Here is a 12,562-nt window from a genome sequence, read left to right on the forward strand (position 1 = left end):
GTTCTTATTTATCGTTTAATGCTTTGACGCCTGGAAGTACTTTGCCTTCCATAAATTCAAGGGAAGCTCCGCCACCGGTTGAAATATGGCTCATTTTGTCAGCAAGACCGAACTTTTCAACAGCAGCTGCAGAGTCTCCTCCACCAATGACAGAGTATGTATCTTTTGCCTCTGCTAAAGCTTCAGCGACCGCTCTTGTTCCTTTTGCAAACGCATCGATTTCAAAGACGCCCATCGGTCCGTTCCAAACGACAAGCTTGCTGTTTTTGATGACATCGGCATACGTTTTTCTCGTTTCCGTACCGATATCAAGTGCTTCCCAGTCGCTAGGAATCTCGCTGATCGGCACGATCTTCGTATTGGCATCGTTTGAGAAGTCGTCCGCTACAAGTGCATCAACTGGCATGTAGAAGTTGACGCCTTTTTCTTTGGCGCGGTCCATGAACGATTTGGCCAATTCAATTTTGTCTTCTTCAAGCAAGGATTTGCCGATTTCGTATCCCAGCGCTTTAACGAATGTGTAAGCAAGACCGCCGCCGATGATCAAATTGTCGACTTTATCAAGAAGACTTTCGATGACACCGATTTTGTCTTTTACTTTCGCTCCGCCGATAATCGCTGTAAACGGACGTTCCGGGTTTGACAGGGCTTTACCCAGCACTTCAAGCTCTTTTTCCATTAAGAAGCCCGCAACAGCCGGAAGGTGTTCAGCGATGCCCGCAGTTGAAGCGTGGGCGCGGTGAGCCGCTCCAAACGCATCATTGACATAAATATCTGCCAGATCGGCAAACGCTTTTGCAAGCTCAGGATCATTTTTTTCTTCTCCAGGATAGAAGCGGACATTTTCAAGTACGAGAATGTCTCCCTCTTGCATTTCGGCAATTTGTGATTTTACGGCGTCACCGTAGGCTTCGTCCGCTTTCTTCACATCCTTGCCAAGCAGCTCTCCAAGGCGTGCTGCTACAGGAGTCAGGCGGAGCTCTTCAGAAACTTGACCTTTCGGACGGCCCAAGTGGCTGGCCAGAAGAACTTTTGCTCCCTGCTCTGTTAAGTACTGAATCGTTGGAAGTGCAGCGCGGATCCGCGTATCATCCGTAACTTTTCCCTCTTTCATCGGAACGTTAAAGTCAACACGGCAGAAAACAACGCGGCCTTTTACATCAATGTCTTTTACTGATTTTTTGTTCATGACTCGAGGAGTTCCTCCTTTAAATGATTTACAAGCCTGAAAACTCGAAAATCCCGGCGCATATGGAAAAAGGGAAAGGGAGTGTGTATCCCCTTCCCTTGTCCGCTTTCATTATAGCGCTTTTTGTCTATCAGAACCAAGTCTGATTCTTAAGGTTACGAATTAAAGACCTTGTTTTGCAATGTAAGCGGCAAGGTCAACTACGCGGTGAGAATATCCGCTTTCGTTGTCATACCAAGAAATCACTTTCACCATGCTGCCTTCCATCACCATTGTAGAAAGGGCATCGATAGTAGAAGAGTTGGCATTGCCGTTGTAGTCTTTAGATACAAGCGGATCTTCGCTGTAGCCAAGAACGCCTTGAAGTTCGCCTTCTGCTGCTTCTTTAAACGCTGCGTTTACTTCTTCTGCTGTTACGTCTTTGTCAAGTTCAGCAACAAGGTCAACAAGTGATACGTTTGGTGTTGGAACACGCATTGCTCCGCCGTTCAGTTTTCCTTTTAGTTCAGGAAGTACAAGGGAAACGGCTTTCGCTGCACCAGTTGTTGTTGGGATGATGCTTTCAGCTGCTGCACGCGCACGACGGTAGTCTTTGTGCGGAAGATCAAGGATTTGCTGATCGTTTGTGTAAGAGTGAACAGTTGTCATCATACCGCGTTTGATGCCGAATTTGTCATTCAGAACTTTTGCAAACGGCGCAAGGCAGTTTGTTGTGCAAGATGCATTAGAGATAACTTGGTGGTTAGCTGCATCGTATTTATCTTCGTTTACACCCATAACGATTGTGATATCTTCTTCACTTGCAGGAGCTGAGATGATGACTTTTTTCGCGCCAGCTTCTAAGTGTTTTGCCGCATCTGGGCGTTTTGTGAAGAAACCAGTTGATTCAACAACGATTTCAACACCTTGTTTTCCCCAGCTTAATTTAGCAGGATCGCGTTCAGCTGTAACTTCGATTGTCTTGCCATTTACAACAAGGTTGCTTCCGTCTACAGAAACTTCCGCGTCCAATTTTCCGTGTACTGAGTCATATTGTAATAGGTGAGCAAGCATGTTAGCGTCTGTTAAATCGTTAACTGCTACAACCTCTACTTCAGGATTATTCAATGCTGCGCGGAATACATTACGTCCGATACGACCAAAACCATTAATACCGACTTTTACTGCCATGATGATTTCCTCCTTTAAGTAAATAAGAGATATTTAATTTATATTGAGGGAAGAAACTTCCCTTAATAACTGTTTTGCGGCTCCTTCATCAGTGATCAGAACCGTGTTGCGCGGCTTTTTAAAGTAAGCCTCGATGGCTTCCGCCTTTGATGAGCCTCCCGCCACCGCGATGATGTTGGGGATCGAATCAAGATCCTCCAGTTGAATGCCTACGCTGTGCACTTTATGAATGACCTCTCCATGACGGTCAAAATAATAGCCGAAAGCCTCTGCAACAGCCTCATTTTCTTCGATCTTCCTCAAATCTTCCTCAGGTGTGTTTCTTCGTTCGGCCATTGTTTTAGCATCCCCGATTCCATGAATCACCATACTGGACGATTGAATCGTCTGCAGCACCTCTTTGATAGAAGGCTCTTCAATGATGGAAGAATAGGCTTCTTTGCTTAGCTGACCCGGAACAAATAACAGCTTGTATGTACCGGATGCTTTTTCAGCCATATGAGCGCAGATCGTATTGGCCTGGTTCCTGACGTTTTCGCCGAGTCCGCCTCTTGCCGGAACAAAAAGCAGCTTGCGGTTTTTCGAGTCGGGCGTCATCATTTCTGCTACGGCTTCAAGGGTCGTACCTCCGGTTACGGCGACGATATTTTCCCCTTTAAACCTGTTTTTCATGCATGCGACGGCCGCTCTCCCCATTTCTTTTTTGACCCATGGGGAATGGTCGCTGTCTCCTGAGACAATGATGACCTGTTCAAGGTTCAACCTCTCTTTTAATGTGTTTTCCAAATGGGTTAAGCCTAAAACATCCTTCATTGTATCTTCGAGAATTTTCAGCAGGTCAGATCCTTCCGTTGTCAATGTCATGCCGGTCGTTTTGATCTCGAGGAGATTTTGTTCTTTTAAAAACTGAACCTCCGCCCTTAAAATCCGCTCGCTGATTCCGAGACTGGCGGCAAGGCTTCTTCTGCCGATCGGTTCAGTCAGCCTTATGTACTGCAAAATTTCGTACCTTTTCTGCATGACATCGAGAAGATCCGGCAATAATTTTTTTTGAGCCTGTATTAGTTGATTCATGTCAAACGTTCCTTTCATCCCGTCATGGACAAATATTGTCCCGCTATGACTGAAAACGTCCCACCTCAGCCAAAAAAAAATTACTCCTGCTTACATTCATTATTTTAACAGGGTTAAATCGTTTATTCAACTGTTAAGCGTCAATTCCTCGACAATATTCGCACATCTTCACACAACCGTCTTATTCAGCATTGTTTCCTATCATCTCTATTTTATTCCCATCCTCCAAAAAGGTGCATCCATCATAAAAAGCCCTTTTCTCGAAAGGGCCTCGTCTTTATTAAAACGTTTTCATTTTGTCCAAAGCTTCTCTATTTCTTCAAGCGACTTATTTTTTGTTTCAGGACAGATCGTGACAACAAACAGGAAGCAGAGAATATTAATCACCGCAAAAATCCAGAAGGTATAGGCAAGCCCCAGCGAGCTGATCATCATCGGCACAAATTGTCCGATCGCCCAGTTGGCTCCCCATAGAAAAATGGTCGCAATCCCTGCGGCCCGCGCCCTCAGGTGATTCGGGAATATTTCAGAAATCATGATCCATGTGATGGGACCGACCGATACACAGAAGGCGGCGACAAATCCTAAAATAAAGAAGGTCAGCATCAGTCCCTCAGTCAGATGAAAATAAAATGATGTACCGATTAAGATCATAAAAATGGCCATGAAGGCAGAACCGATGGACATAAGCTTCTTCCGCCCGACTTTATCGATCAAGAGAACTGCGATCACGGTAAAAATCACTTCGACGACACCGACGACACATGTTGCAACAAATCCGGCATTTTGGCCGAAGCCCATCATTTTGAAAATTTCCGGACCGTAATAGGTAATCGCGTTCATGCCGATGACTTGATTGAACAGCGCCAGCAAAATCCCGATGAACAGCGCCTTTCTGAGGCCCGGTTTGAAAAGCTGTGACAACGACCCCATCCGTTCGATCTTCAAGGAATCTTCAATGTTTTGTAATTCTTCTTTTGCCACTTTTTCTCCATTAATACGTGTCAGAATCTTTAGCGCTTCATTTGTCCTTCCGGCTTTCGCCAGCCATCGCGGACTTTCCGGCACAACCAGCAGCACGAGGAAGAAAATGACCGACGGCACCATACCATAGGCAAGCATCCACCTCCAGCCGGTGTGCACACCCCATTCATATGTACCAGACCGCTGAACTGCGAGATTGATAAAGTAAGTCGCGGAGATCCCCAATATCGTAAAGAGCTGATATAAGGAAGATAAGCTGCCGCGGATCGCAGGCGGCGCCGCTTCAGTTATATACGTGACAGACAGAGAAGACCCCATTCCGATTCCCAAACCGCCGATGATCCTTGCGATGATTAATGTGGACACATTCTGTGAAAGAGCTGAAATGACCGCTGATATCGCAAACAACAGCGCCGCTGTCATCAAAATCTTTCTCCTTCCGAACCTGTCGCTCAGAAAACCGGATATGCCAACGCCCACAACGCCCCCGATCATGATGCTCGATATCACAAGGCCTTCCATAAATGGGGTCAGACTGTACAAATCCTTCAGAAAACCGATTGCACCGGATATGACCGCTGTATCATAGCCGTACAATAAACCGCCGAGACCCGCCGCACATGAAATCAATATCACAAATCCCATTGAATGGCTTCGAGCAACTGACACTTCTGTTTCTAACTGAGCTGGATTGTTCTTCATTATTTGCCTCTCCTCCCACGAAATGATAAAGCGCTTTCAATGTGAAGTTTTCTTGTACGTACATATTTTGAAACGTAAGAACTCAAACCTCAATTAGTACGTACAATTATAGAATAATTATATTTGTATTTTCTGTCAACGTTTTTTCGGTTAGCGCTTTCATTTCACCTGAGAATTTTTCGTGAACATGTCGGGGAATCAATATATTGCGAAAATACGTCAGCCGCACGAGCCCTTCGAATCAAAGGTCATGATCCATATTCTGAAACATTAAAAAGCAACGGATGGACATTGCCATACCGTTGCTTTTTACCGATTATCCGTTTTTCCATACGTCGGCGATGATTTCAAATGAGCGCAGTCTGTCTCCATGATCAAATGTTTCTGAGTTGATGATGATTTCGTCTGCCTGCGTCGTCTGGATAAAATCTTCAAGCTTTGCCTTCACTTCTTTTGGACCTCCGATGATGGTGGAGCTGAGCTGTTCATTGACCATCGCTTTTTCTCGCGGCGTCCAGACTTGATCCATATCGTCTACAGGCGGTTTGAGCTGAGTCGGAGCCCCCCGGACAAGGTCTAAAAATTTCTGATAGTGGGATGTCGCAAGGCGCTGTGCTTTCTCATTCGTATCGGCGGCGATCACGGTCACGCCGACCATCGCATACGGCTCATCCAATATACCGGGTGTAAACGAGCTCCTGTACAGCTCTAAAGCAGGTATCGTATTCGCCGGTGAAAAGTGGGCTGCAAACGCAAACGGCAGACCGAGCTCTCCCGCGAGACGGGCGCTGAATCCGCTGGAGCCAAGCAGCCAAATCGGCACATCAAGGCCTTCCCCCGGAATGGCGCGCACATGATTTCTCACATTGCCTGACGGTTTAAAATATCGGCGCAGCTCTTCCAATTGCTCTGGAAAGTCCTCTCCGCTGCTAATGTTCCGCCGCAATGCCCTCGCTGTCAGCTGATCGGTGCCCGGAGCCCGGCCGAGTCCTAAATCGATTCTTCCCGGATAAAGGGACTCCAACGTTCCGAACTGCTCGGCAATCACAAGGGAAGAGTGATTGGGAAGCATAATGCCGCCGGACCCGACACGAATCGTCTTCGTTCCCCCGGCAATATAGCCGATCAATACCGAAGTGGCCGAACTTGCAACACCTTCAATATTATGATGCTCGGCCAGCCAGAACCTGTGGTATCCCCAGTCTTCGGCATGGCGCGCCAAATCGATGGAATCCCTGAAGGATTGCGCCGCATTTCCGCCCTGTACGATTGGGGACAAATTCAGCACGGAATACTTTGTATGTTTAAAAGGCTCTACTGACATATTTTCTCCTTCTTCCTAGAGTGTATTGTCAGATAGAACGATAACATAACAGAGGGCGGGATTAAAAGAAATTAGTTCGACCATTCTCGAACTAATGTTTAAAATGCTTGCCCCCTGAGGAAGGAGGCAAGCATAGCAGCTTAAGCATTGACGTTTTGGTTTCGCCCTTTCAAAAAATAAGCGGCAGTAATGAGCAGGTAAATACCTGCCGTGACAACGGTGATGACGATCGACGTGGTCAAAATGACGCCGATGAGTATAGCCGCAAGCGCAAGAATCGCCAGCCAGGTCGTATAAGGAAACCATTTCACATAGTAGCCTTCTGTTACGATTGCGCCGCGTTTTCTCGATTTCACATGGGCAATGGCGATCAGCATCCAGATCATCAGGACCGTATAGCCGAGAGACCCCATCAAATACTCGAATGTCTGACTTCCCGCAAATAAGGAAAACAATACGCCTAAATATAAAAATGACGTACATAGCAAAATGGCGTAAACCGGCACCTTTCGAACGGAAAGCTTTGCAAAAACTTTCGGCACCCGGCCGTCAGAAGCCTGTGTATACAACACACGGGAGGCTCCGTAAAGTCCTGAGTTCATCGATGAGATGACCGCCAATAAAATGACGGCATTCATCAAGTGATCCGCTCCGGGAATCCCGATCATTTTAAAGACCATGACAAAAGGGCTTTCCGGCACACTGTTGACTTGATTCCACGGAATCAGGCTGACGATGATGAAAAACGGCAGAAGATAAAAGGCAATAATTCGCGTCAGTGTGCCGCGGACAGCTCTGGGGACGACCTGTTCCGGGCGTTTCGTCTCCGCAAGGGTCACGCCGATGATCTCAGTTCCTCCATAAGAGTAAATGACAACAAGCATTGCCGTAATGAGCCCGCCGGCGCCGTTCGGGAAAAAGCCGCCATGATCTGTCAAATTCGAAAATCCCACAGCAGAGTGATGGCCAAAAGAGAAAAATAACAATATAAATCCGGATATGATGAAGACGACAATTACTGTAATTTTAAGCAAAGCGAGCCAATATTCAGTCTCTGCAAAGCTTTTGACAGAAAGCAAATTCACACTGGTGATAACAAGGGAAACAAACAGCGCCAGCACCCAAACCGGCATCCCCGGAAGCCAGTACTGCAAAAATATCGCAGCAACGACAGCCTCTGCGGCAATATTCAGCACCCACATTTTCCAGTAAATCCAATCTAAAAAGTATGCGGCATACGGTCCCAAAATCGATTGCACCAGATCTCTGAACGTTCTCGCTTTACTATTTCGAACCGCCATTTCTGCGAGCCCCTGCATGATAAACAGCAAAATGACTCCGCCGATCAAATAAGCGATCATCACGGACGGCCCGGCCAAATCGATGGCATTGCTGCTTCCTTTAAATAATCCCGCTCCGATGGCTCCGCCCAGCGCCATCATCATAATATGGCGGGCTGTCATCGTTCGCTCAAGCTTCTGCATTTCTTTTTCCAACTTTTTCACTTCCTCTATATCAATTAAAAAGGCTCATCGTCTCTTTTTCTTCTTTACTTTGAAGATAAAGAGACGATGAGCCTTTGAACGCCTACCGCGGTACCACTCTTTTTGATTCCTTTTCATAAGAACCCAGCTTAAAAACCCGATAACGAAGGTCAGCCGTAAAGCCTGCAGGATCGATGTCTTTCCTTTTTGAGCAAGTCCACTCCCGGGCGAGTTCAAAGATTCATTAGACTGCGTCACACCGCCCCGCAGCTCTCTTGGCTAATGAAGGATCTTTTACTGCTCCCGTTCTCTGTGTTTTATTATCCACTGAAAATATATTCATATAATATACGTTCTTATTTTCACTTTGTCAATATAAAATGATAGAACTTCTTTTTAAAATTTGAATTTTTCTTTATTTTCAAGGAAAATCGCCTTTTCTATCAGAAAATACAAGAGAAAAACAGCACAACTTTTTCTCGAATGGAGTGATTCACATAGAGACTCTCAAGAAAAACAGTCCTATATCCTCCGAAAAAAATAGTTAAATTGATATATTATTCAAACTTTACAAAATATTTTAACGATGATAGAGTGTGAACCGAATCAATGATTCGCTAAAGGAGGAGAATCCATGAAGAAGCTTTCGTTAATGTTGTTCTTGTCCGTTATGACGCTTGTCTTCGGTTCATCGCCTGTCAGCTTTGCGAAAGACCTCCCTGAAAATCGGTATACTTCACCGACTGACACAGAATTTAGCCAGATTGAACAAATACTCGATGAGGCGGGTATTCAAACCGAAAACTTAGAAAAGGATTACGGGGTGATCGTCAATGATCCCGCAGAAAAAATCGGTATCATTTCCGACATCCCCGCTGAAAAAGAGGACTGGAGCCATGTCAGCTTCGATTCGTATTATGTCGACCTCAACAGCGGCACATTAATCGCACAAGTGCAATTTACATTTAAACAAAACGATGACGGTACATCTGAGACCGAATACAAAAATGTAACCAATGGAGGAAAATATTTTGTCAAGGTCGACAAGGACGGAAATGTGATCGATGAAAAAACAGTCGGCGACATGTCGATTTTGTGGAAATATTAAAGCCTGAATGCTCCCTTTAAAAAACACCCTTTTACATACAGGGTGTTTTTCTCATTTGGAGACATCCCGGCGATAAGCCCCGCCGGAATAAGCCCTGTCGGCAGGTCCCAGCTTTCCTTGCATATACTGAATCAGCCAGCCAGTTCCGCAAATTAATGAAACCGCCCCTATCACCAGCCCGACCAATGGAATTCCCCATTGGTCATAAGCAAAGCCTGAAGCGAGATATGACAGCTGCATAAATCCCCCGTACGTTGCAAGATGAAATGAAAACACGCGCCCGCGGACTTCTTCCCTCGTGTTGGTCTGCAGCATATAGCTGTCCAGCGGGATGATAACGCCTGAGCTGACTCGCATGAAGTAAAGCATGGGCCATCGCCACCTGGTTGAACCAGTCCCCCATGACACTTCCGGCTTGCCCCATCCATAAAGAGCGGTAGTTCTTATTGTTAAGAAGGCTTGTTTTTTTGTTTTGCACATCTGCCCCCTCCTCCAACATCATTTTTCGACCAATGTATCTATCATTTCTCACAAGCGGCCAGGATTCCTTTTGATAATGTAAATTTTTAGAATTTATTTTCAAAAAACGACAAATCTCGCAAATCTCATTGGTTACATTAGAACTGTAAAATGACAAAGGAGGACAAAAACATGAAAAAGCGTTCTGTTATGATCTTATACATCATGATGTTGCTTACAGCGGCAATGTTTCAGCAAGAACCTGCAGCTGCGGTTAAAGACCGTCCATCAGCAAAGATTTCCGCCACCCTCTATTCGCAATTTAAACAAAGCGAAAAAGTCACTTTTCTGATTAAGCTGAAGGAAAAAGCTGATCCTAAAAAAGCCGTCAGCAAAGGAAAGGAAACCAGTCAAAAAAATCAACAAACCACCGGCCAAGCAGAAGATCGAAAACGCTCAGCCATTGTTTCTTCCCTTCGCATGACAGCTGACGACACCCAAAGAAACCTCAAGACATTCCTCAAGACGCAAGAAAAGAAAGGTCATGCCGACCACATCCGATCCTATTACATTGTTAACGCGATCGCCGTTCACGGCACGAAAGAAGTCATGGAAAAAGCAGCCGCCTATGATGAAGTGGAGAAAATCCTCCCAAATGAAACGAGAAAGCTGTACAAACCGATTAAAACTTCTGCGAAAATATCAGAACCCCGAAAAAAAGAGATCGAATGGAATATAGAGATAATCGGTTCTCAAATAGCTTGGTGGCTTCACGGCTATGACGGCTCAGGTACAGTCGTTGCCACAATCAATTCGGGAGTGGAATGGGATCACCCTGCATTAAAAGAAAAGTACAGAGGATACGATCCTGAGCATCCCGATGATCCGAGCCATACGCTGAACTGGTTTGACGCGGTCAACGGAAGGGAAGCGCCATATGACGACATCGGTTCCGGAACCGAAGTAATGGGAACGATGGTCGGTTCTGAACCGGACGGATACAACGAAATCGGCGTCGCCCCCGGCGCGAAGTGGATCGCGGTTAAAGCGTTTACGGATGCGAGCGGAAAAGATACCGACCTATTAGCGGCGGGCGAATGGATATTAGCCCCGAAAGATGCGGAGGGAAATCCCCATCCTGAACTTGCCCCTGATGTCGTCTATAATGCATGGGGCGGAGGCCCAGGCCTTGATGAGTGGTACAAGGACATCTTAAAAACCTGGAGAGAAGCCGAGATCTTTCCGGTATTTGCGGCCGGAGACGCGGATGACAAGAATCCCGCCGGCCCCGGAACAATATCAAGTCCAGCCAACTATCCAGAAGCGTTTACAGTCGGCTCTGTCAATAGAGATTTGACCTTGTCTGATTTTTCATTACAGGGGCCTTCCCCTGACAAAGCAATCAAACCCGAGCTATCCGCCCCGGGAGAGGAGATCCGCACCTCCGCTTTAAATCAATCATACGAAGAAGGATTGAAAGGAACAGCGCTGGCGGGAGCGCATGTTGCGGGAACGGCGGCCATATTGAAGCAGATCGATGCCACAGTTACGTCGAATGAAATGAAAGAAATCTTAACAAAACATACAAATAAATTAACGGACAATGAATTTTCCGAGTCACCAAACAACGGCTACGGCTATGGCTTAGTCAGCGTCTTTCTAACCTACAATGTCAGCAAATCCGTCATTAAAGGAGAAGTCAGAAAAAAAGGCGTTGACGAGGTGCCGCCGTCCATCTCCCATCAAATGCCGACCGCAGCGTTTGAAAACAGTCCTGTTCAGCTGACCGCGCAAATATCAGACAACACAAGCGTCAGCAAAGCGGAGCTCGCATATAAAATTGCGGGGATGTCTGAATGGAAGACGGAGGAAGTGAATGCGGCAAATGGGAACGCGCAAATCGACATATATCAAACAAAAATCACTTTTGGAAAAAGCGGCCAAACCTTAAATTACAAATGGATCGCAACTGATTTCAGCGGAAACAAGACGGAATCGCAGATTTATGAGTTGCCGATTTCCGACCGGATTACCGGCGGTTATCAAGAAAATTTTGAATCAGGGACAAACGGCTGGTTCAGCGAAGGAAAGCATAACAGCTGGGAATGGGGGACACCGGCTTCAGGACCGAACGCAGCCGCTTCGGGTGAAAAGGTATTCGCTACAAACTTAAATGGTCCTTATGACGCTGATGCCGAAATGGACTTATACATGCCGACCGTCGAATTGCCGATGGGAGGAAGAACCTATCTCAGGTTTAAAGCATGGTATGAACTTGAAGATGACAAAGACTTCGCTTATCTCATGATTAGACCTTATGAACCTGATCCAAAATGGGAAATCGTTAAAACATACACCGGCTCTTCATCCAAATGGATTGATGAAGAGATACCGCTCACTGGCTATAAATATCGGACATCAAGCATCGAAATCAAATGGAGAGTCGTATCAAACGGCACCGTTCAAAAAGACGGTTTTTACCTTGATGATGTTGAACTCTATCATCCATTTGGCGGTTTAGGTTTAAATTCCAAAATGGCAAAACAGAATCAACCAAAACCGAATGATTCTCAGACAGGGCTCCCCCCTGTTCAAGCAAAAGTCAGCATCGCTGAAACCGAAAAATCGACCTATTCCGACCCTGAGACTGGAAAGTTCGCCCTGAAGCATACAGGAGGGGAATATACACTTAAAGCCGAAGCATACGGTTATAAAACCGTCACGAAAAAGGTGGAACTAGGATGGGGAAAAGACACGATCCTCGAAAACTTGATGCTTGAAGAAGCAAAGGAAGGAGTGCTCAGCGGGACGATCAAAGACGCGGTCACAGGGAAGCCTGTTGAAAACGCCACCCTCTATCTGATCGAAGACGCTTCCGTCACCCCTGCTGTGACAAACGGAAAAGGCGAATACAACCTGAACGCATATCAAGGAGCCTACACGATCAGAGTGCTTGCGGAAGGCTACAGCCCGTATGAATTTAAGATTAATTTGGGAGAAAACACGAGGAAAAACATCAAGCTGAAACCGCTGAATAAATTACCTTAATCAAAATGAAAACACTGTTT

The 12,562-nt window shown here is 46.0% G+C and carries 9 protein-coding genes and 1 other annotated feature; of the genes, 2 read left to right on the forward strand and 7 right to left on the reverse strand.

Annotated features, from left to right (window positions below; translation table 11 throughout):
* Positions 1-4: 4 nt before the first annotated feature.
* The 6 genes from ACINLD_RS15265 to ACINLD_RS15290 all read right to left on the reverse strand — a co-directional run bounded on the left by ACINLD_RS15265 (position 5) and on the right by ACINLD_RS15290 (position 7,927).
* Positions 5-1,189, reverse strand: a complete 1,185-nt coding sequence (locus ACINLD_RS15265) for a phosphoglycerate kinase (protein WP_026588821.1) — start codon at positions 1,187-1,189, stop codon at positions 5-7.
* Positions 1,190-1,351: 162 nt separating this feature from the next.
* The gene (gene gap, locus ACINLD_RS15270) at positions 1,352-2,359 is read right to left on the reverse strand and encodes a type I glyceraldehyde-3-phosphate dehydrogenase (protein WP_026588822.1); all 1,008 of its coding nucleotides are present in this window, start codon (positions 2,357-2,359) and stop codon (positions 1,352-1,354) included.
* 33 nt (positions 2,360-2,392) lie between these two features.
* Positions 2,393-3,433: a sugar-binding transcriptional regulator gene (locus tag ACINLD_RS15275; protein ID WP_026588823.1), complete on the reverse strand. Its 1,041-nt coding sequence runs from the start codon at positions 3,431-3,433 to the stop codon at positions 2,393-2,395.
* A 291-nt stretch (positions 3,434-3,724) separates the two neighbouring features.
* A complete protein-coding gene (locus tag ACINLD_RS15280; RefSeq protein ID WP_026588824.1) occupies positions 3,725-5,119 on the reverse strand; it encodes a sugar porter family MFS transporter in 1,395 nt (464 codons plus the stop codon).
* A 316-nt stretch (positions 5,120-5,435) separates the two neighbouring features.
* A complete protein-coding gene (locus ACINLD_RS15285; protein ID WP_026588825.1) occupies positions 5,436-6,443 on the reverse strand; it encodes an LLM class flavin-dependent oxidoreductase in 1,008 nt (335 codons plus the stop codon).
* A gap of 140 nt (positions 6,444-6,583) precedes the next feature.
* Complete coding sequence (locus tag ACINLD_RS15290; protein ID WP_372708939.1) at positions 6,584-7,927, reverse strand: amino acid permease; 1,344 nt, start codon at positions 7,925-7,927, stop codon at positions 6,584-6,586.
* Positions 7,928-8,004: 77 nt separating this feature from the next.
* Positions 8,005-8,247, reverse strand: a binding site (T-box leader).
* 314 nt (positions 8,248-8,561) lie between these two features.
* On the opposite strand from ACINLD_RS15290, the gene ACINLD_RS15295 reads away from it, so the two are divergent.
* Positions 8,562-9,035, forward strand: a complete 474-nt coding sequence (locus tag ACINLD_RS15295) for a hypothetical protein (protein ID WP_026588827.1) — start codon at positions 8,562-8,564, stop codon at positions 9,033-9,035.
* A 51-nt stretch (positions 9,036-9,086) separates the two neighbouring features.
* On the opposite strand, the gene ACINLD_RS15300 is transcribed toward ACINLD_RS15295, so the two are convergent.
* Positions 9,087-9,404: a hypothetical protein gene (locus tag ACINLD_RS15300; protein ID WP_026588828.1), complete on the reverse strand. Its 318-nt coding sequence runs from the start codon at positions 9,402-9,404 to the stop codon at positions 9,087-9,089.
* A gap of 282 nt (positions 9,405-9,686) precedes the next feature.
* On the opposite strand from ACINLD_RS15300, the gene ACINLD_RS15305 reads away from it, so the two are divergent.
* Positions 9,687-12,542 (forward strand): S8 family serine peptidase, encoded by a 2,856-nt coding sequence (locus tag ACINLD_RS15305; protein ID WP_410207056.1) that lies wholly within the window; start codon positions 9,687-9,689, stop codon positions 12,540-12,542.
* Positions 12,543-12,562 lie beyond the last annotated feature (20 nt).

The organism is Bacillus sp. z60-11, from assembly GCF_046464135.1.
GTDB lineage: Bacteria > Bacillota > Bacilli > Bacillales > Bacillaceae > Bacillus > Bacillus sonorensis_A.